General features: G+C 63.2%; 18 protein-coding genes. 6 read left to right on the forward strand and 12 right to left on the reverse strand.

Going from position 1 to position 20,330, the window contains the following annotated elements:
- Window positions 1–434: 434 nt before the first annotated feature.
- Window positions 435–1,640, forward strand: coding sequence for a NupC/NupG family nucleoside CNT transporter (locus AB5Y80_RS07090; protein WP_010672751.1), 1,206 nt, complete (start codon window positions 435–437; stop codon window positions 1,638–1,640).
- A gap of 106 nt (window positions 1,641–1,746) precedes the next feature.
- On the opposite strand, the gene AB5Y80_RS07095 is transcribed toward AB5Y80_RS07090, so the two are convergent.
- The 3 genes from AB5Y80_RS07095 to AB5Y80_RS07105 form a co-directional block, all read right to left on the reverse strand.
- The gene (locus tag AB5Y80_RS07095; RefSeq protein ID WP_323891364.1) at window positions 1,747–2,304 is read right to left on the reverse strand and encodes a cytochrome b/b6 domain-containing protein; all 558 of its coding nucleotides are present in this window, start codon (window positions 2,302–2,304) and stop codon (window positions 1,747–1,749) included.
- Between the two features lie 48 nt (window positions 2,305–2,352).
- The gene (locus tag AB5Y80_RS07100) at window positions 2,353–2,622 is read right to left on the reverse strand and encodes a PepSY domain-containing protein (RefSeq protein ID WP_010672753.1); all 270 of its coding nucleotides are present in this window, start codon (window positions 2,620–2,622) and stop codon (window positions 2,353–2,355) included.
- Between the two features lie 121 nt (window positions 2,623–2,743).
- Window positions 2,744–3,196: a YaiI/YqxD family protein gene (locus AB5Y80_RS07105; RefSeq protein ID WP_039039769.1), complete on the reverse strand. Its 453-nt coding sequence runs from the start codon at window positions 3,194–3,196 to the stop codon at window positions 2,744–2,746.
- 130 nt (window positions 3,197–3,326) lie between these two features.
- Here AB5Y80_RS07105 and zntB point away from each other — a divergent pair, with 130 nt between their 5' ends.
- Window positions 3,327–4,292, forward strand: coding sequence for a zinc transporter ZntB (zntB, locus tag AB5Y80_RS07110; protein ID WP_174213885.1), 966 nt, complete (start codon window positions 3,327–3,329; stop codon window positions 4,290–4,292).
- Between the two features lie 9 nt (window positions 4,293–4,301).
- Window positions 4,302–4,820: a mechanosensitive ion channel domain-containing protein gene (locus AB5Y80_RS07115; RefSeq protein WP_039039767.1), complete on the forward strand. Its 519-nt coding sequence runs from the start codon at window positions 4,302–4,304 to the stop codon at window positions 4,818–4,820.
- Between the two features lie 36 nt (window positions 4,821–4,856).
- Here AB5Y80_RS07115 and AB5Y80_RS07120 read toward each other — a convergent pair whose 3' ends face one another.
- From AB5Y80_RS07120 to AB5Y80_RS07155, 8 genes are all read right to left on the reverse strand, one after another.
- Window positions 4,857–5,105: a hypothetical protein gene (locus AB5Y80_RS07120; RefSeq protein WP_010672757.1), complete on the reverse strand. Its 249-nt coding sequence runs from the start codon at window positions 5,103–5,105 to the stop codon at window positions 4,857–4,859.
- Between the two features lie 69 nt (window positions 5,106–5,174).
- The gene (locus AB5Y80_RS07125; RefSeq protein ID WP_045523088.1) at window positions 5,175–6,965 is read right to left on the reverse strand and encodes a sodium:proton antiporter; all 1,791 of its coding nucleotides are present in this window, start codon (window positions 6,963–6,965) and stop codon (window positions 5,175–5,177) included.
- 94 nt (window positions 6,966–7,059) lie between these two features.
- Window positions 7,060–7,581 (reverse strand): MltR family transcriptional regulator, encoded by a 522-nt coding sequence (locus tag AB5Y80_RS07130; RefSeq protein ID WP_010672759.1) that lies wholly within the window; start codon window positions 7,579–7,581, stop codon window positions 7,060–7,062.
- Between the two features lie 97 nt (window positions 7,582–7,678).
- A complete protein-coding gene (locus tag AB5Y80_RS07135; RefSeq protein ID WP_052815685.1) occupies window positions 7,679–8,824 on the reverse strand; it encodes a mannitol-1-phosphate 5-dehydrogenase in 1,146 nt (381 codons plus the stop codon).
- Between the two features lie 37 nt (window positions 8,825–8,861).
- A complete protein-coding gene (locus AB5Y80_RS07140) occupies window positions 8,862–10,790 on the reverse strand; it encodes a PTS mannitol transporter subunit IICBA (protein WP_368172728.1) in 1,929 nt (642 codons plus the stop codon).
- A 644-nt stretch (window positions 10,791–11,434) separates the two neighbouring features.
- Window positions 11,435–13,456: an exoribonuclease II gene (locus tag AB5Y80_RS07145; RefSeq protein WP_010672763.1), complete on the reverse strand. Its 2,022-nt coding sequence runs from the start codon at window positions 13,454–13,456 to the stop codon at window positions 11,435–11,437.
- Between the two features lie 86 nt (window positions 13,457–13,542).
- A complete protein-coding gene (locus AB5Y80_RS07150) occupies window positions 13,543–14,442 on the reverse strand; it encodes a LysR family transcriptional regulator ArgP (protein ID WP_010672764.1) in 900 nt (299 codons plus the stop codon).
- A gap of 233 nt (window positions 14,443–14,675) precedes the next feature.
- The gene (locus AB5Y80_RS07155; RefSeq protein WP_368172729.1) at window positions 14,676–15,305 is read right to left on the reverse strand and encodes an acyl-homoserine-lactone synthase; all 630 of its coding nucleotides are present in this window, start codon (window positions 15,303–15,305) and stop codon (window positions 14,676–14,678) included.
- A gap of 64 nt (window positions 15,306–15,369) precedes the next feature.
- Between AB5Y80_RS07155 and AB5Y80_RS07160 the strand changes: the two genes are divergently transcribed.
- From AB5Y80_RS07160 to AB5Y80_RS07170, 3 genes are all read left to right on the forward strand, one after another.
- Window positions 15,370–16,152: a LuxR family transcriptional regulator gene (locus tag AB5Y80_RS07160; protein WP_010672766.1), complete on the forward strand. Its 783-nt coding sequence runs from the start codon at window positions 15,370–15,372 to the stop codon at window positions 16,150–16,152.
- A gap of 262 nt (window positions 16,153–16,414) precedes the next feature.
- Window positions 16,415–17,035, forward strand: coding sequence for an L-lysine exporter (lysE, locus tag AB5Y80_RS07165; RefSeq protein ID WP_103243798.1), 621 nt, complete (start codon window positions 16,415–16,417; stop codon window positions 17,033–17,035).
- A 127-nt stretch (window positions 17,036–17,162) separates the two neighbouring features.
- Window positions 17,163–19,142, forward strand: coding sequence for a bifunctional 2',3'-cyclic-nucleotide 2'-phosphodiesterase/3'-nucleotidase (locus AB5Y80_RS07170; RefSeq protein WP_041214379.1), 1,980 nt, complete (start codon window positions 17,163–17,165; stop codon window positions 19,140–19,142).
- A 114-nt stretch (window positions 19,143–19,256) separates the two neighbouring features.
- Here AB5Y80_RS07170 and lpxL read toward each other — a convergent pair whose 3' ends face one another.
- Complete coding sequence (gene lpxL / locus AB5Y80_RS07175) at window positions 19,257–20,180, reverse strand: LpxL/LpxP family Kdo(2)-lipid IV(A) lauroyl/palmitoleoyl acyltransferase (protein ID WP_201894585.1); 924 nt, start codon at window positions 20,178–20,180, stop codon at window positions 19,257–19,259.
- Window positions 20,181–20,330 lie beyond the last annotated feature (150 nt).

The raw sequence follows: 20,330 nt of genomic DNA on the forward strand, positions 1-20,330 counted from the left end.
GAACGGTTGGCGTCATGGGTTGCCGATGGAGGCTTCTGTCTGCGTTGGCGGGCTTGCGGTATGTAAAAAGAGCACAATGGAGTAGGGGGTGGTCATGGCCAGATCATGATGAATGGCGAGAAAACGTTTTTAATTAAACATGCCCTGGTGATGATGAGTCATCGGTGGATGCCATATGGGATATGGTCGTTATTCAATCTATATACGAATGAGGAATGAAATTAACAAATTGGCATAACTTATTGTTTTTGATTTATTTTTAACCTCATCCATTAACGATTAATAATCGTGTGTCATGGCAATTAATTTAAAAACGTTTGTATTATTTCGCATGCATATTTTTACCGCGGATTGTGATGATTCTCTGATTTTTAAATATGCAGTTCTTTATGATGGCGCCGGTCAAAAATAACAATTCAATGGGTGCTACTGGTATGGAATACGTTCATTTCGTGCTCGGACTCGTGATGGTCCTGGCATTGGCGTTGCTGGCAAACCGCCGCAACTGGAAACAGATCAAGCTGCGTTACATCGGCCAGCTGCTGGTGGTCGAGCTGGCGCTCGCCTGGTTCATGCTCAACTCCGAAGTGGGTCTGGCGGTGGTGGGTGGCTTTGCCGCCGGCTTCACCAAGCTGATGGAGTTTGCCAAGCAGGGGACCGACTTCGTGTTCGGCGGTCTGGTCAACGAAGGGGCCTTCTCCTTCTTCCTGATGGTGCTGATGCCCATCGTCTTCATCTCCGTGTTGATCGGCATTTTGCAGTACATCCGTCTGCTGCCCATCGTCATTCGTGGCATCGGCACCGTGCTGGCCAAGATCAACGGCATGGGCAAGCTGGAGTCCTTCAACGCCATCAGCTCCATGATCGTCGGTCAGTCCGAGAACTTCATCGCCCTCAAGAACATACTGCCGCACTTGAACGAGAAGCAGATGTACACCCTGGCGGCGACGGCCATGTCCACCGTCTCCATGTCCATCGTCGGTGCCTACATGCAGCTGATCGAGCCGCGCTACGTGGTGGCCGCGCTGGTGCTCAACATGTTCAGCACCTTCGTGGTGCTCTCCCTCATCAACCCCTACGAGCCCGACAACACCGTGACCGATGCCAAGGCGCTGGCCGAGGGTGACGAGCACCACACGCCGAAGAAGGAGAACTTCTTCGAGATGCTGGGGGAATACATCATGGCCGGTTTCACCGTGGCGGTGATCGTCGGTGCCATGCTGGTGGGCTTCATCGCCCTGATCGCCCTCATCAACTACCTGTTCGAGGCGGCGTTCGGCGTCAACTTCCAGCACGTCATGGGCTACATCTTCTATCCCGTTGCCTGGATCCTGGGCATCCCGGGCAGTGAAGCGCTGCAGGCCGGCTCCATCATGGCGACCAAGCTGGTGACCAACGAGTTCGTGGCCATGATGGATCTGGGCAAGATTGCCGCCGAGCTCTCCCCGCGCACCGTCGGCATCCTCTCCATCTTCATGGTGTCGTTCGCCAACTTCAGCTCCATCGGCATCATCGCCGGTGCGGTGAAGGCGCTCAACGAAGAGAAGGGCAACATGGTCTCCCGCTTCGGTCTGAAGCTGGTCTATGGCTCCACCCTGGTGAGCCTGCTTTCCGCCGTTATCGCCGGTGTGATGATCTAGGTCCTCCCCCCGCGCTGCTCATGACGACCCCCTGCCTTGGCAGGGGGTCTGTTTTTGGGCAGATGAGCGGGTGAACAGAGGAGGGGACTGGTTGGCAGCCCGGCCATCAAGCGCGGGGGTCTTCCACCTTGATGTTGGCGGGGACCCGCTTTTTGCCCAGCACCATGGCGCGGACCAAATCGCTGCGGGTGAGGCGATCGGTCAGGAGTACCACGGTCGCATGGATGCCAACGGCGGCCATCAGGGTGTTGGCGATGATGCCGTGCAGCTCCTCCAGCCACTCCTCGCCCCAGAAGGCATCCCAGGTGGTGAGCCAGCCGGTGACGACGGTCCCGACCAGGGACAGCAGCAGCAACCAGATCATCAGGGAGCCGACCGGATTGTGGCCGAGGTAGTAGGGGTGGCGCCCCTGGGCGAGCTGGCGCAGGTAGTAGCGGACCCGGGCAGGGGTTGGCCACCACTGGCCGAAGCGGGCGTAATAGGGGCCGACCAGCCCCCACAGCAGGCGGATGATGAGCAGGAGGCCCACCGCGTAGCCAGCATATCTGTGGGGTTTGCTGCCCTCTTCCAGCACGAAGAAGTTGAGCAGGCAGAGGGTGACGGTCGCCCAGTGAAACACCCGGATGAGGGGATCCCAGACTTTCACTTCAGAGGCAGGTGTCATGGCAAGGCTCCATGGTGGGGGCCGGGGGAAGACCGGCCCGGGGCGGCGTTACTCGTCGATCTCTTCTTTCACCTTTTTCAGGTCGGTCGGGTCGAAGTAGATCTCGACCTTGCGCTTCTCCTTGTCCCAGCCGTAGATCTCGTAGCAGCCGGTCTTGGTGGCCTTGAACTTCTTGATGTCGTATCCCATCGCCTTGATCTGCTGCTGGGCGTCGGCTTCGCTCATCCACTTGCTCTTGTCGGCCTGGGTGCATTGGGGGTCGGCCAGGGCTGCGCCGCTCAACAGGGGGATCAGTAACAACAGGGGGGTCAGTTTCATTGCTTGCTCCTTGCGGGTGGTTGGGTCAACAGTCGCAAGGCTAATCAAGGCGCATTAAGGAAGAATTAAGGGAAAAGGGAAATGAATGGCTCTCCCCGGCAGGGGGCCGGGGAGAGGGTGATCAGCTCAGCTTGCCCCTGACCAGCCACTTGTCCAGCGCATTGGCGAAGCGCTGCTTGTCGGCGGCGTTGAAGGGCGCAGGGCCACCGGTCTGGACGCCGGCAGAGCGCAGCTCCTCCATGAAGTTGCGCATCCCGAGCCGTGCCTGGATGGTCTCCCGGGTGTAGATCTCGCCCCGGGGATTGAGCGCCTCGCCCCCGGCGTCGATGACCCAGGAGGCGAGGGGAATGTCGCCGGTGATCACCAGGTCGCCTGGCTTGACCTGCTGGGCGATGACATGATCTGCCACATCGAAGCCCTTCTCCACCTGCTGGGTCTTGATGAAGGGGGAGGGGGGGACTCTGAGCCCCTGGTTGGCCACTAGCGTGGTCACCACCTGGGCGCGGTGGGCGGCGCGGTAGAGGATCTCCTTGACCGGGATGGGGCAGGCATCGGCATCAACCCAGATGGGCATGGCATGGCTTCCTGTGTCTGGAACGGGTGGCGCATCTTAGCATGGCTGGCGCGGGGCGGCTGCCCGGGGCTGAGTCGTCCCCGCCTTTGGTGTAAGCTGGGGCCTGCACATGAAACGAGAAGGAGACGAGATGGATCGGGTGCCCGGTGACGTGATTTATGGCCTGACCCTGGACGGCAAGGGGGGCATGACCCCGCTGGCCGAAGGTAGCGAGATCCCCTGTGCCCAGCCCGGCTGGCTGCATCTGGACTACGGCAACCCGGAGTCGGCGCGCTGGCTGCTGCAGACGCCGCTGCTGGGGGAGGCGGCCCGGGAGGCCCTGCTCGGCCAGAGCAATCGTCCCAAGCTGGTGCGGATGGGGGAGACGGTGCTGCTGATCCTGCGCGGCATCAACCACAACAAGGATCACAGGCCTGAAGAGATGGTTGCCCTGCGGATCTTCATCACGCCGGATCTCATCATCAGCAGCCGACGTCGTCCGCTGCTCTCCGAGAAAGATGTGTTCGAGCAGCTGTCGCTGGGGGGCGGTGCCGACACACCCGCCGACTGGCTGGTGGAGATATGCGACGCCCTGACCGACCGGGCCGGGGAGTTCGTCGAGGAGCTGCACGACCAGATCCTGGATCTGGAGGAGATGGTGCTGATGCGCGACCTGCCCGCCAACGGTCGGCTTGCGCGCATCCGCAAGCAGCTCATCATGATCCGTCGCTACCTCTCCCCTCAGCGGGATCTGGTGGCGCGCCTGGCCAACGAGAAGATCAGCTGGCTGGACGAAGATGACAGGCGACGCCTGCTCGACATCGCCGACCGCTTGCGGCGCTGGCTCGACGATCTGGATGCCGGGGTGGCGCGCACCGCCGTGCTGGCGGACGAGATCAACAACCTGATGGCGGAGGCGACCAACCGCCGCGCCTACCAGATGTCGGTGATGGCGCTGCTGTTCCTGCCAGCCAGCTTCCTGACCGGCCTGTTCGGCATCAACCTGGGGGGGATCCCCGGGGCCGAGAGTCCGACTGCCTTCTGGGTGTTCTGTGGCTTCCTGCTGGTGCTGGCGACCGGACTGGCGGTCTGGCTCAAGCACAGGCGCTGGTGGTAAGGAGTGAACATGACGACATGGGAATCTTTTGGCGTGACCCTGCTGTTGTTGCTGGGGCACACCCTGGTGCGCGGCCTCATTCACAAGAGCCTGATGGCCCTTGGCCAGAGCCGGCAGGTGAGCGAGAACCGGGTACTCTACGTGGAACACGTATTCCACTTCCTGCTGGGCTGCGCCACCCTGCTGATCCTGGCCGGGGTCTGGGGGCTCGACTTCTCCCGGCTGGTGGTGCTCGCCTCCTCCTTCTTCGCGGTACTGGGGGTCGCCATGGTGGCCCAGTGGTCGATCCTCTCCAACATCACCGCCAGCATCACCATCTTCTTCGCCTTCCCCTACAAGATTGGCGATCGCATCCGCATCCTCGACAAGGATGACTCCGTTACCGGCATCATCACCGAGATCGGCCTCTTCTACGTGCGGGTGCGGGATGACAACGGCGATCTGGTCACCTATCCGGCGAACCTTATTCTGCAAAAGCCGGTGAGGCGGCTGGAGGGAAAGGAGGCTGAGTCCACGCAGCCGGAATGAGAAAAGGCTCCCTCGGGAGCCTTTTTCGATGGGTGCTCAGCGTTCGAAGAAGCGGTAGAGGTGCTCGACCTGGACGGGGCAGTCGGCCACTAGGTGGATGTGGTCCCGTGCCTCCTCGGTGGACGAGAAGCTCATGGGGCACCCCAGGGTGTCCGTCATTACGTAGAGGTGGCCGTCCTGCCCCCTGAACTCCACGATCCAGCCGGGGGAGACGATGTCGTGCATGATCTCCGCCTCCTTGAACCTGTGCTGCTGGTGAAGCGCGCGCAATTCACTGACTGTCATGACATCCTCCTATGACTCATGGCGCCACCCTCAAGTCTAGTTCTCCTTCCCGGTGGCGCCGTCATCGGATCAGGGCGCCGTCGCCCCCTCACGGGGTGGTTGCAGGGCGATCAGCAGCTCCCCGGGCAGCGGCGTGACAGGGCCGGTGACCACCCTGGGTCTGGCCCTGGCATCCAGCACGAACAGAGGAATGGCGCCGGGATTGGCCTCCTGATACTGGTCCCAGTCGAAGGTGTCGCTCAGGCGGGTCGCCTTGATCTGCCCGCCCCGGCTCAGCAGGCCGCTCAGCCTGGCGAAGTTGATGTCGGCACCGAACAGGTTCTGGCGGGCACGGAAGGTGGCACTCTCCCGGTTGGCCTTGCCGTGCTGTTCGCTGGAACGCAGGGAGTGGACCTTCTCCTCCCCGTAGAGGTGGGCGAAGTGCAGCACCCCGAGGGCGTTGTTGTGGCGGCTGGGAGAGAGCGCCAGCACGGTGCTGATGCTGGTGAGGGGCAGGTGCCGCTCGGCGTGCTCCGACTGGGGGTTGCCGAAGTAGCAGGGCAGGCCGCTCATGCGGGCCAGCTTGCAGTGCTCCCAGGCAGGATCGGAGAGCTGCACCGGGATCCCCTGATCCGCCAGCGCCTTGCCGATGGCCCGGGCCACCGAGTTGGCGCCGATGAGCAGCCAGACATTGGGGGCGCTCTGGCGCATGTCGAGCAATCTGGCCAATGGCGTGGCCGTCAGGCTCTGCAGTACCACGGTGAAGATGATGACCGCAAACACCAGGGGCACCAGCTTGTCGGCATCCTCGATGCCGGCCTCGTGCATGCTGATGGCGAAGGAGGCGCTGACCGCCGCCGCCACTATGCCCCGGGGGGCTATCCAGGCGAGCAGGGCGCGGGCGCGCCAGGGCAGGTCCGACCCCCGGGTCGAGACCAGGATGCAGAGCGGGCGGGCCACGAACTGCACCACGCACAGCAGGGCCAGCACCATGGGGCCGAGCTGCCAGAGCTGGGCCAGATCGAGGCGGGCTGCCAGCAGGATGAAGAGGGAGGAGATGAGAATGACGGCGAGATCCTCCTTGAAGGCCAGCACTTCCTCCAGATCCAGCCCCTCCTGGTTGGCGAGCCAGATGCCGAACACGGTCACCGCCAGCAGGCCGGATTCGTGACTGAGCCAGTCAGACAGGGTGAAGGTCACCAGCACCAGCGCCAGTACCCCGAACTTGTGCAGGCTGACCGGCAGCCAGTCCTTGCGGATGAGCAGGGTGGTGAGCCAGCCGGCACCGACCCCGATGAGCGACCCCACTCCCACCGTCTTGGCCAGGGCCAGCAGGGTATGACCGACCAGATCTCCCTGGCTGCCGAGGCGCACCGCCTCGAACACCAGTACCGCGAACAGGGCGCCGATGGGGTCGATGACGATCCCCTCCCAGCGCAGGATCTTGTCCACCTCCCGGACCGGGCGGATCACGTTGAGCATGGGGGCGATCACCGTGGGGCCGGTCACTACCAGCACGGCGCCGAGCACCATGGCGACCCGCCAGTCCAGCCCAAGCAGGAAGTAGCTGGCGGCGCCGATGACGGCAAAGCTGGTCACCATGCCGGTGGAGCAGAGGTTGCGTACCACCTTGCCGATCCCCTTGAGTTCGGTCAGGTGCAGGGTCAGCGCCCCTTCAAACAGGATGATGGCGACCGAGAGGGAGACCAGGGGAAACAGCAGATCCCCCAGCAACTGATCGGGATCGAGCAGACCGGTCACCGGGCCGAGCAAGAGGCCGCTCAGCAGCAGGAACAAAATGGCGGGAACGCGCACGGACCAGGCAAGCCATTGGGCGAGCAGGGAGATGAGGGCTATTCCGGCGAGGGAGAGAGCAATCATGCCAACCTCGTACAGGTGATGGGGTTGGACCTAGTGTAGCGGGGAAGGGGGGCAAGATGACACCCGCCAGGCGTGCAGGGGAGAGCCGCTCAGATCAGATGGGGCTCTCTTTGTGGAGTTCGGTGACGCAATCGGTCACCGCCAGCACCAGGGCGGAGCGCACCATCTGATCGAGCCGGTTGAGCTGCATCTGGTAGAGGGGCCAGTCTTCCTCGTTGGCCGGGGGATCCTGCGGCATCATGCTGCCCTGCTGGATGGCATTCAGGCGCTCGAGCAGATCGCGGACCGGCTTGTCGCTGAAGCGGTAATCCTTGGGGTCGCGTACCAGAAAGTCGCGGATCTTCAGGTACGCCTCGAGATCCTGATAGCGCTCGAGGGAGATGAGGCCGAGGGCGAAGATGAGCTTGAGGCGCACCTCCAGCTGGCCGAGGGGGCCGCTCTGGTTGAGCAGGGGTTCGATGGCGTATTTGACGGCATACTCCTCCTGACGAAAGGCTCGCCGCATCAGGGAGTCGACCGCCTCTTCCAGGATGGTCACGACCTCGAGAAAGAAGCCGCGGGGGCCATCCTGCTCGTTCAGTCGCTCCAGTACTTCATCTTCCTGGTGTGTGGTCATAAGTGCTTCGGGTCCGGCTGACAGGGGGAGAGCAGGCCCTCCCCCGGTTTGTATCGTATGGGGTCCGTCACGGGCGGTGTGACGCCACCCCATCAGGTCACTTCAAGTTGTTGTAACGGGCGACGATGGTGCGTACCACATCGCTGTGCTCATCCAGGCCGGTGACGCGGGCCAGGGTCCGTGCCGGACCAAGTTCCGCCAGCATGGCCTGCAGCTCCACCGCCTGGGGATCGTCCTCATTGCGGTAATGCAGTGCGGCGGCGATGCCCTCCTGCAGGTGATCGCTCGGCAGGCCGTACTCCAGGGTGCCGAGCAGCGGCTTCACCAGCCTGTCCCCCGCCGCCAGCTTGCGCAGCGGCTGGCGACCGACCCGGTCAATCTCGTCCACCAGATAGGGGTTGGCGAAGCGGGAGAGAATCTTCTCGATGTAGGCGGCGTGCAGGCGCGGGTCGAAGCCGTAGCGTTTCACCAGCACGGCCCCGCTCTCCTCCATGGCGCGGCGCACCTTGCTGCGGATCAGCGGATCCTCGATCGCCTCGCGCACGGTGCGATATCCCCTGAGCTTGCCGAGATAGGCGGTGACGATGTGGCCGGTGTTGAGGGTGAACAGCTTGCGCTCGACGAAGGCCATCAGGTTGTCGGTGGGCTCCATGCCCGCCACCTGGGGCAACTCCCCCTTGAACTGGGTCCGATCGACGATCCACTCGCTGAAGCTCTCCACCGTCACCTCCAGGGGATCGTCGTTCGCCGCGGCGGGCGGAACGATGCGATCCACCGCCGAGTCGACGAAGCCGACGCACTGCTCGAGGGTGGCATGATACGCGACCGGCAGGTACTTGAGTACCTCCTCCTTGAGGTGGCTGGTGCCGCGCACCATGTTCTCGCAGGCGATGACGTTGAGGGGAGTCAGGTTGCCGGCATCGAAGCGGGCCTGCAGCCCCTTGGCCAGGGTGCTGGCAATCTTGTCCAGGATGTTGGGGCCGACCGCCGTGGTAACCAGATCGGCGGTGATGATACGGGCGATCACCTCGTGTCCGGCCGAGCTGACGGCGGCAACGTTGCGCACCACGTCCAGCTTCTGATCCGTGCCCACCACGTGCACCTTGTACTCCTGGCGGTGGTTGAGCTGGTCGATCAGGGTCTCGTTGACGTCGGCGAAGGTGACCTGATGGCTGGCGTCAGCCAGCAGTTTGCCAATGAAGCCCCGACCGATGTTGCCGGCACCAAAATGCAATGTTTTCATGATATTAACCTCTACAACCAAAGACGATGACGGATGATTACGCGGCCTGCTCGGCCCCCAGCAGATCCAGGAACTCCTGGGGATCCTGGGTGCTGGCCAGACGGTCGACGAGACCGGGCTCATCCAGTGCATTGGTCAGGCGGGTTATGACCTGTATGTGTTCATCGTTGCGGGCGGCAATGCCGATGACCAGGCGCGCTACCTCATCGGCGCCCTCGCCGAAGGCGACTCCGGCCGGGTACTGGCAGATGACGATGCCGGTACGCTTCACGTGCTCCTTGGCGGCGATGGTGCCGTGGGGCACGGCGATGGATTCGCCGAGGTAGGTGGAGACCAGCTGTTCGCGCTCCAGCATGGCGTCGACGTAGTCCGGTGCCACATAGCCTCGCTCGGCCAGCAGCTTGCCGGCGGTCACGATGGCCGCTTCCTTGCTCTCGGCCTTGAGGCCCAGGTGCACGTCCTGCAGGCTCAGGGTGAAGACTTCCGGCTCCTGCGGCTCGTAGCTGTCGTCGTTGGCCGCCACCAGCAGTTGCGGGTTGGCGACGTCATCGTTGGCCGCGTTGGCCAGGCTGAGGTTCTGTACCAGCTCCTGATAGAGGGCGTTGTCGAGGAAGTTGGTCAGCGAAATGTGCTGTGCATGCGGCGCATGGCGACGGGCACGGTCGGTGAGATCCTTGTGGGTGATGACCAGATCCACCTGATCGTCCAGGTTGTTGATGGCACGGTTGGTCACGCTGATGTCGAGACCGGCGGCCTGCACTCGCTTGCGCAGCATGCCGGCGCCCATGGCGCTGGAGCCCATGCCCGCATCGCAGGCGACGACGATGTTGCGCACTGCGGTCAGCTCGGTTTCCGGCTTCTTGGCGGCGGTGGTCTCGGGCTTGGCACCCTTCATGGCCTTCATCTTGCGGGTGGCTTCACCCAGGGCATCGGCCTCGTCGGCTTCCGGCTGCTGGGCACGGACGAACACGGCAGCGACCAGGAAGGAGACGGTGGCGGAGGCGATGATGGAGAGCAGCACCCCGATGAGGGAGGCTTTCGGCGTCATCAGCAGCACGGCGAAGATGGAGCCCGGGGAGGCGGGGGAGACCAGACCTGCGTTGAACAGGGTCAGGGTGAAGACCCCGGTCATGCCGCCTGCGATCACCGCCAGGATGAGGCGCGGGTTCATCAGCACGTACGGGAAGTAGATTTCGTGGATGCCGCCGAAGAAGTGGATGATGGACGCACCGGCAGCGGACTGCTTGGCGGCGCCACGGCCGAACACCATGTAGGCCAGCAGCACGCCCATGCCCGGGCCCGGGTTCGCTTCGATCAGGAAGAAGATGGAGCGGCCCTGTTCGGTGGCTTGCTGGATCCCGAGCGGCGAGAAGATGCCGTGGTTGATGGCGTTGTTCAGGAACAGGATCTTGGCCGGCTCGACGAAGATGGAGGTGAGGGGCAGCATGTGGTTGTCCACCAGGAAGCCGACACCGCTCGCCAGCACGCCGGAGAGTACCTTGACGAAGGGACCGATGACGAAGAAGGCGAGAATGGCGAGCAACATGCCGATGATGCCGGCGGAGAAGTTGTTCACCAGCATCTCGAAGCCGCTCTTGACGCGACCTTCCATCGCCTTGTCGAAGCGCTTGATGGCCCAGCCACCCAGCGGGCCGACCATCATGGCGCCCATGAACATGGGAATGTCGGTCCCCACGATGACGCCCATGGTGGTGATGGCACCGACCACGCCGCCGCGCTCACCACCCATCAGCTTGCCGCCGGTATAGCCAATCAGCAGCGGCAGCAGGTAGGTGATCATGGGACCGACCAGCTTGGCCAAGGTTTCATTGGGCAGCCAGCCAGTGGGGATGAAGAGGGCAGTGATGAAGCCCCAGGCGATGAAGGCGCCTATGTTGGGCATGACCATATTGGACAGGAAGCGTCCAAAATTCTGTATCTTGACTTTGGTATCCGGTGATAACATGTCGGGACCCCGTTTTAAGCCTGTGTGATTAAAAGTGGTAGTCGGGATGACGAGTTTTGCCGAACTCCCATCCCAGTCGTCTAAGCAACTTCAATCTACCAGCTTGTGATCAAATTAGGCTGAAAACGGGGTGTCTTGTGACCTGGATCTCAAATACCCCGACCTCCCCCCTCCCGACATAGTGATGACGATCACAGTCAGTCGCTGTATTTCGGCTACATTTCGATCTTCTCGCCTCTGGGTGTCAATTTTTTGTGATTGATGTCTCGTTTTGTGGTTTGCGCAAATGCGGTGTCAACGTGATTGTCGTCACAAAATCAAATTTTGCACTCAAATGAGTCATGGTTTGTCGCCTCGTATTCGCAAGTAATGACGATGGATATGCCGCAGTTCATCGTTAATCATCAATGAATCATTTATTTTGTAACCCACTTTCAGTTTTTCCCCCGAGAGGATCGGTTCCGACAAGGCCTCTTGTGACGCCCGGGTGGCGGATCCTGATCCGCTCCCGTCTCGCTCCTCCCTGCCGGTCGCGACGCAGGCAGGGGCCTGCGAGCGGGTCTCCCATCCCGTCTGCCCGCGGAGCGCAGCCATAAAAAAAGCCCGCGGGATGCGGGCTTTTGCAGAGCAGACAAGCAGGGGGATCACTGCGCCTTGGGGGCCTCGTCGGCAGGCGCGGCATCGGCCTCGCTGGCAGGGGCCACCGGCGCCGGACCCGGCACCAGATCCACCGCCGGCTTGGCGATGAGGGAGCGGGTCTCTTCCACCGCCTCGGTCAGCTTCACCTCGATGATCTGGCCGAGCTCGTAGACCACCTCGGTCTTGTCCAGATAGACGCGGCCGTTGTCCCAGTTGCACTCCAGCCGATCCTTGTTGTCCAGGATATGGCGGGCGGGCATGAAGACCACGGCGCCGTTCTCCTGCAGGCGCAGTTTGAGGCCGGCGCGCATCACGTCGATGATTTCGGCGTTGAACACCTTGTCGGTGCCCGCATCGGCCTTGAGGTAGCGCACATAGAGCCAGTCGCCGATGTCGCGCTCCACCATGCGGTGCAGGCGGCGGCAGGCGGTCAGGTGCTCGGTCAGCTCCAGGCTGGGGCGCTCACCCGGGGTCTTGCCGGCGATGACGGCTTTCAGCAGGCGATGGTTGACCATGTCGCCGTATTTGCGGATGGGGGAGGTCCAGGTGGCGTAGGCATCCAGACCCAGGCCGTAGTGGGCACCCGGTTCGGCGGACATCAGGGCATAGCTCTGGAAGCGGCGGATCTTGCCGTCCAGCCAGCGGGTGTCCAGGTTGTCTATCCAGCGGCGCAGGGCGCAGAAGCCGGAGAGGCTCGCGATCTCTTCCTTCTCGAACGGGGCCTCGGCGGTCTTGAGCAGCTCGATGGCGCCGTCCAGGGACTCCTCGTCAAAGCCGGTGTGGACGTTGAAGATGCCGTAGCCGACCTCTTTGCCCAGCACGCGGCCGGCGCAGATGTTGGCGGCGATCATCGACTCTTCCACCATGCGGTTGGCGATGCGGCGCGGCTCCACGTGGATGGCCAGCACTTCGCCGTCTTCACCCAGCTCGAAGTCGTAGTCGGGTCTGTCCGGGAACACCAGGGCGTGCTCGGTGCGCCACTTGATGCGAGCCTCCGTCATCGCCTTCATCAGGGGCAGCTGGGCCAGGACGCCGGCGTCGATATCCAGCGCTTTGCCGTGCTCGGCCCAGTCGGAGACGTCGTCATAGCTGAGACGGGCATGGGAATTGATGCGGGCGGCGAAGAACTCGGTCTCCTCCAGCAGCAGGCCATCCTCGGCGATGAGCAGACGGGCGCACAGGGTGTTGCGCTCCTCGCCCTCTTTCAGGGAGCAGAGCTCGTCGGAGAGGGTGCGCGGGATCATGGGTACGTTGCGTCCCGGCATGTAGACGGTGAAGGCGCGCTGGGCGGCCTCCTTGTCCAGCTCGCTCCCCTCGGCCACATAGGCGGTCGGGTCGGCGATGGCCACCAGCAGCTCCCAGCCGTTCTCCAGCTTGGTGATGGCCAGGGCATCGTCCATGTCCTTGGTCTTGGCACCGTCGATGGTGAAGAAGGGAACCTGGGTCAGATCCCGGCGGGGCAGCTCTTCCTCTTCGATCACCTTCCACTCCGGCAGGTCCGCCGGTTCAATCTGGGCCAGGTTGTGGCGCGCCAGCACCACCCACCAGGGCACGTTGTGATCTTCCTGGGTGGCGATGAGCTGGGTGATCTCGGCGGAGAAGTTGCCGTCCACCAGGGCATGGCGCTTGAGGGTGGCAACCACCCAGTCCCCTTCCTTGAAGGATTTCTCGTCCAGACCCTTCTTGGCGCGGGCCTTGATGGCGTCCTTGATGAGGGGGTGGTCGGGCACCACGTTGAGGCGGTCGCGGAACATCTTGACGCGGCCGACGAAGCGGGTGACGGCCTGTTCCAGCAGGGCATCCGGCTCGGCCACCTCTTTCTCTTTTTCAGTGCGGATCAGGGCGCTCACCCGGTCACCGTGCATCACCTTCTTCATGTAGGGAGGCGGCACGAAATAGCTGGTCTTCTCATCGACCTCCAGGAAGCCGAAGCCCCGATCGGAGGCGCGGATCACACCCTCTTTCTTGGGGATGTTTTCGCGGATTTGTTGCTTGAGCTGGGCCAGCAGCGGATTGTCTTGGAACATAAATGGGGAACCTGAGTGGAGACCTGATGGTTAATCGCCCAGCACTATACGTTTTTACCCCCCCAAAGCCAAGGTGAATGGCCCCCTCAACGGGGTTGCAGTGCCCGTCGCCCCTGCTGGATCAGGCGCTGGGATATCTGCTTGTGCAGCCCCCGCTCCAGCACCCAGCGGTGCCAGTAGAGCTGCTCGACCAGGTGGTGATCCGGGTTGAGATCGAGCAGGCGCCCCTCTTCCAGTTGCTGGCGGATCTGTAATTCCGGGATGAGGCAGCAGGCCAGCCCCTGCTCCGCCATGGCGACGAAGGCCTCGGAGGATCGCACCGTGTGGCAGGGGTAGCCACCGGGGGGGAGGGCGAAATGACGGGCCATGTAGCTGATGTGCATGTCGTCGCGCTGATCGAAGGCCACCGCCGGCGCCTTGGCCAGGGCCGCCGCCGTGAGGCCGTTCGGGAAGTGGCGGGCGACGAAGGCGGGGCTGGCGGTGAGCAGATAGCGCATCTCGCCGAGTTCGTCGACGCAGCAGCCCGCCAGCGGCTGGGGTTGCAGGCTGACGGCGCCGAACGCCTGCCCCTCGCGCACCCGGTCCAGGGTGCGGCTCTCGTCATCCACCAGCAGGTTCAGCTCGATGGGGTATTGCTCCAGCAGTGGCGCCAGGGCGGGCAGGAACCAGGTGGCCAGGCTGTCGGCATTGACGGCGATGCTGACCCGGATGGGGGCCCTGGGCTCGTCGGGGGAGAGCTCGCCGGCCAGCTCCAGCTCCAGCTGGCGCACCTGGCGATAGTGGGCCAGCAGCTTCTGGCCGAGCCCCGTGGCCTGCAGCGGCTGGCTGCGGATGATGAGCGGCTCCGCAAACTGCTGCTCCAGCTGCTTGATGCGCTGGGAGATGGCGGACTGGGTGATGTGCAGGCGCTGGGCGGCACGCTCGAAGTTTTGCTCCCGGATCACCGCGTCCAGGGCCAGCAGCAGCTTGTAGTCCAGCGTTTTCATCAGCATTCCTTATGAAAAAAGGGAGTTCAGCAAGAATGCTACTCAAGGGAGCGCCAGAGGACAACCCGACCGCCCCCATGGAGGGGGCCCGTCTCCGGGGCCGCCCCTGTGAGATGTGACAGTAGTCCTGGCATGAGATTCATAAGATACTCATCCGGTCCGTTTTTGCATGGGGTGGAAACGGACCATAGCGAGCGTCTTGAATCCCGGGCCGGTCCCGGGACTTTTTTTGCTCAGATGACGGCGAGCAGAGCATCCCCCGCCGGCCGGTAATGGCCCTGCAGGGGGCGATGGACGGCGCGGTCGAAACGCTCGTCCAGGTGGAAGCGGATGCCGACTCCGCGCACGGCCCCCAGATCCACCGCCTGGCGATGGCCGAGGCGCTCGATGGGCAGGCCGAGGCGGCGGAAGATGCGCTCCACCGGCAGGCTGACCACGGCCACCAGCTCGCGGATCCCCTGCTCCCTGGCGAAGGCCAGCACCTCGCGGAAGATGACGCAGGTGAGTTCGCTGATGCCGTTCTCCAGGCGAGGGGCCCGGTCGGCGTCGATGGCGAGGCGGGTCAGCTCCCACACGTCGTTGCCGCGCGGCGGGGCTTCGCCAGCGAGGGCGGTGGGGAAGATGCTGGGCAGCATGTAATCCTGGGCGCAACTGAGCAGGCGGATGCAGCCGCACAGCCCCTGCTTGTCTTCAATCAGCACCCAGTGGGTGTCGGGCTTGTCGAAGTTGTCCCGCTCCAGGCCACGGCGGGATTCCACGTCCCAACCGAGTCGATCGGAGAAGATGCGGTTGCGAAATCGGTAGAGCTCGTTTTCGACCTCCCATCTGGGGTGTTCTTTCAATTTTCCTTTGAAAACAAGCATTCATGTCTCTCCATTTCATGGTTAGGCGCTATAATCCAAGGCCTTGGCCAGGGGAGGCTTGCCTATGACACGCGACCAACTGCTTGAGTACCTGGAACATTTCACGCTGGTGACCGATGGCAACCGGCTGTCCGAGCTCATCGGCCGCTTCACCCTGGGAATGGGTTACGACTACTACCGCTTCGCCCTCATCCTGCCCATGTCGATGCAAAGGCCCAAGGTGGTGCTGTTCAACCAGTGCCCCGACTCCTGGGTACAGGCCTACACCCTGAACAACATGCTGGCCTGCGATCCCATCATCCAGCTCGCCCGCAGGCAGACCCTGCCCATCTACTGGAACCGGCTGGACGAGAAGGCGCGCTTCCTGCAAGAAGGGAGCATGGATGTGATGGGGCTGGCGGCGGAATTCGGGTTGCGCAACGGCATCTCGTTCCCGCTGCACGGGGCGGCGGGGGAAAACGGCATACTCTCTTTCATCACCCGGGAGCGGGCGTCGAGCGATCTGATGCTGGAGTCCTCGCCCATCCTCTCCTGGATGTCCAACTACATCTTCGAGGCGGCGATCCGGATCGTGCGCCAGAGCATGAGGGAGGACGATCCCCAGGAGCCCCTGACGGAGCGGGAGACCGAGTGCCTGTTCTGGGCCAGCGAAGGGAAGACATCGGGGGAGATCGCCTGCATCCTCGGCATCACGGAGCGCACCGTGAACTACCACCTCAATCAGGTCACCCGCAAGACAGGGTCGATGAACCGCTACCAGGCCATCGCCAAGGGGGTGAGCAGCGGCATCCTGCTGCCGAACCTGGAGCAGGTGGTGGTCACCAACTTCCCCTCCCTGCTGCAGTGAATACAGGCCCGGCGGCACCGGCTCGTCGCCCGGCATCCCCTCTGTCGCCATCACCGCTGTCCTGCGCCGTCCCATCCTGCCGCCGATTCTCGGGGCGGGGCTGTGACCCCACAATTGTCAGATCCTGCAATTGACAACCTTCTTTGTGTGGTTTCGGTCCGGTTTTCATCAGTTTTATGAATGCATCAGAAAATGAATGAATTTCTCTGATTGCCCGCGCCCCCTTATAGTGCGTTTCTCTCTTTCACAGGAACGCATCCCCATGTTCGCCACCACCCTGCAAGGCTTTACCCTCGGCCTTGCCATGATCATCCCCATCGGGGCCCAGAATGCCTTCGTGCTGAGCCGGGGCATTCACCGCAACCACCACCTGCTGACGGCGACCCTCTGCTGCCTGTGCGATCTCGTGCTGATCGGCATCGGGGTGTTCGGCGGGGCCAACCTGCTGGCGGCCAGCCCGATCGGCCTGGCCCTGTTGACCTGGGGCGGCGTGCTCTTCCTCGGCTGGTTCGGTATCCGTTCCCTGCGCAGTGCCTGGCGCGGCCAGGAGGCGGCCCTGGCGGACTCGCCCCGGTTGATGGGGGTCAAGAGCGTGCTGGCCATGACCCTCGGAGTGACCCTGCTCAATCCCCACGTCTACCTGGATACCCTGATGTTGCTTGGCTCCTTCGGCAGCCAGTTTGCCGAGGAGCTCAGACCTGCCTTCGCGGCGGGGGCCATGCTGGCTTCTCTGGTCTGGTTCTACGGACTGGCGTTCGGGGCGGCGGCACTCTCCCCCTGGCTTGCCCGGGGCCGGGTGCAGCAAGCCATTGATCTTGTTGTAGGTCTCATCATGCTGGTGCTGGCGGCCAAGCTGGCGTTGGGTGCCATACCGGCCTCATGAGGCTATTTTTGTGCCGGGCTTCATAAAAATGAGTCCCGGTGCCATCTGCTGACATATTCGTCTGTTAAATTCCCGGCGCTGGTAAAGCGTTACTCATAATAAAAGGGAAAAAACAGTGAATAACACCATGAAGCTGGGGGCTATTGCCGCCATCGTGCTGCTGTCTGCCTGCAGCAACGAGAATGACAGCAAGGCGCAGCCGGGGACCGTCTCCCTGCGCCTGATCCAGACCTCCGACATCCACTCCAACGTGCTGGGGTACGACTACTACCAGAACAAGGAGGATCGCAAGTTCGGCCTCTCCCGCACCGCCCTGCTGATCCGCGCCGCCCGCGCCGAGAACCCCAACAACCTGCTGCTCGACAACGGTGACCTCATTCAGGGCACGCCGCTGGCGGACTACATCTTCGAGCAGTCCGGTGCCGGCTACCTCGAGAAGCAGGCGCACCCGGTGTTCAAGGCGATGAACGAGCTGGGCTACGATGCGGGCAACCTGGGCAACCACGAGTTCAACTACGGCCTGGACTACCTTGGCAAGGTGCTGGCGGGAGCCGACTTCCCCTATGTGAACGCCAACGTGTTCGAGGCGGGGGCCTTCAAGCGCGATGCCAAGGGACAGATTGACTGGAGCGGCAACAAGTTCACCCCCTATCTGCTGCTGGAGCGCGAGGTGACCGATGACAAGGGCCAGCGCCAGCGCGTCAAGGTGGGCATCCTGGGTCTGACCCCGCCCCAGGTGCTGCAGTGGGACAAGCGTCATCTGGAGGGCAAGGTGGTGGTGGCCGACATGGTCGAGACCGCCAATCACTATGTGCCCGAGCTGCGCGCCAAGGGCGCCGACATCGTGGTAGTGGTGGCTCACACCGGCATCAATGCCAGCAGCTACGAGGCCATGATGGAGAACTCCGCCTGGCATCTGGCCAAGGTGAAGGGGGTGGACGCCCTGATGCTGGGCCATGCCCACAAGAACTTCCCCGGGGACTTCCCGGATCTGCCGGAGGTGGACAACCAGGCTGGCACCCTGAGCGGCATCCCCACCGTGATGCCCGGTTACTGGGGCAACCACCTCGGCATCATCGACCTCAAGCTGGAGCAGGTGGACGGCAAGTGGCAGGTGAAGCAGAGCCAGGCCAGCCTGCGCAAGATAGACGCCAGCGAGGGCAGTGCGGTGGATCAGCGGGTGGTGGACCTGGTGCAGGCGGATCACGACGCCACCAACCAGTGGCTGGACGAGCCGCTCGGCAAGATCACCTCCCCCATCCACAGCTTCTTCGCCCTGGTACAGGACGACCCCTCGGTGCAGCTGGTGAGCGATGCCCAGCGCCGCCACGCGGAGCAGTTGCAACAAGACGGCCTGCTCAAGGAGTCCTACCCCATCCTCTCGGTGGCGGCCCCCTTCCGTGGCGGTCGCAACGGCATCAACGACTTCACCTACGTGGCCCAGGGTGACATCTCCCTGCGCAACGTCTCCGACCTCTACATCTATCCGAACACCCTGCAGGTGGTCGAGGTGAACGGGGCCACCGTCAAGGAGTGGCTGGAGATGAGTGCCGGCCAGTTCAATCAGATCGACACCGGCAAGACAGAGGTGCAGTGGCTGGTGAACGAGAGCTTCCCCACCTACAACTTCGATGTGATTGACGGGGTCAACTACGAGGTGGACATCACCCAGCCGGCCCGCTACAGCAAGGACGGGGTCAAGGTGAGCGACGGCCAGCGCATCAGCGGCCTCACCTTCAACGGCCAGCCCGTGGACCCGGCCCAGAAGTTCTACGTGGTGACCAACAACTACCGCGCCAGCGGCGGCGGCCACTTCCCGGGCATCGACGGCAGCAACATCGTCCATGAAGATCCCTTCGAGACGCGGGAGATCATCGCCCAGTACCTGAAGGCCCAGTCTGCGGACAACCCGGCTGGCTTCAGCCCGGCGGCCAACAACAACTGGCACATGAAGGCCCTGCCCGCCAACGTGGACGTGCGCCTCTACTCCTCGCCGACCGACGAGGCCAAGGCCCTGGCGGGGGCGGATCTGTCGTATCAGTCCACCCTGCCGATGGATGACGCCAAGCACCCCGGCTACGCCATCTACCGCCTGATCCGCCAGTAAGGCAGACGCTGGCAGCCAACAAAAAAGCCCTCGCAGTGCGAGGGCTTTTTCATGGGGCGCGGTGCCATCCTGTCCTGTCGTCTGGGCTTGCCCGGTCGACGGGGCGGGAGGGCATCAGTAGTAGCCGGGATCGTCCGGATTGGGGCGGGTCTTGAAGCGGCGGTGCAGCCACATGTACTGCTCCGGCGCCTTGCGTACGGCGGCTTCAATCTCGCGGTTGGCGCGGCTGGCATCCGCCATGTCGTCACCGCTCGGGTAGTCCGCGAGCGGGGCCCCGATATGCAGGGTGTAGCCCTCCCGGGTGCGGATGTTGTAGCAGGGCAGGGTGACGGTGTTCTTCACCCGGGCCAGGGTGGCGGTACCCGTGATGGTGGCGGCCTGCTCCACCGCGAAGTAGGGCACGAAGACGCTGGCATGGCTGCCGTAGTCGTGATCCGGTGCATACCAGAGGGCGTCGCCGTTGCGCAGCGCCTTGATCATCCCCTTCACGTCCATCCGGTCCACCAGGTATTTGTTGGAGGCGCAGCGACCGTGGTACTGGGCGTACTCCAGCACCGGATTGGTGTTGGGGCGATAGACGCCGACCCCGGGGCGCACCAGGCCGAAGCAGCGGGCATTGAGCTCAAGGGTGAGGAAGTGGCAGGAGAGCAGCAGCATCCCCTGGCCCTTCTCCATGGCGTTGATGACGTGCTCTTCCCCTTCCACCTTCATCAGGCGGCGCATCCGCCAGTCTGGCCAGAACCAGGCCATGCCTACCTCGAAGATGGCGCAGCCCACGCTCTCGAAGTTCTGCACCAGGAGGGTTTCGCGCTCATCCCGGCTGAGCTCGGGCATCGCCAGCTCCAGGTTGCGGCGGGCAATCTTGACGCGGGATTTCAGCAGCTTGCGGGCCAGGGTGCCGAGCTGGCGGCCCAGCCACATCTGGCTGCGCCAGGGCAGCAACACCAGCAGCCAGAGCAGGGAGAGGCCCAGCCAGCTCCCCCAGTAACGGGGATGGAACAGACGGGGTTCGAGGCGGGGAGCGTGTTCTTGGGCCATGAAGAGTCTCTTGTTCGCAAAGGCAAAGGGGGGAGTCCGACCGAACCGGGGGGCCTGTGTGGGGTGGCCCGGCGCGGATGCGGTCACTCGCATGTGGAGGATTCTATCCGAAAAGCGGGGGCGGGCGCGAATCGCCGTCATCTGGTCAGA

It is taken from the genome of Aeromonas sp. R2-1 (genome assembly GCF_040908425.1).
GTDB classification, from domain to species: Bacteria; Pseudomonadota; Gammaproteobacteria; order Enterobacterales; family Aeromonadaceae; genus Aeromonas; species Aeromonas caviae.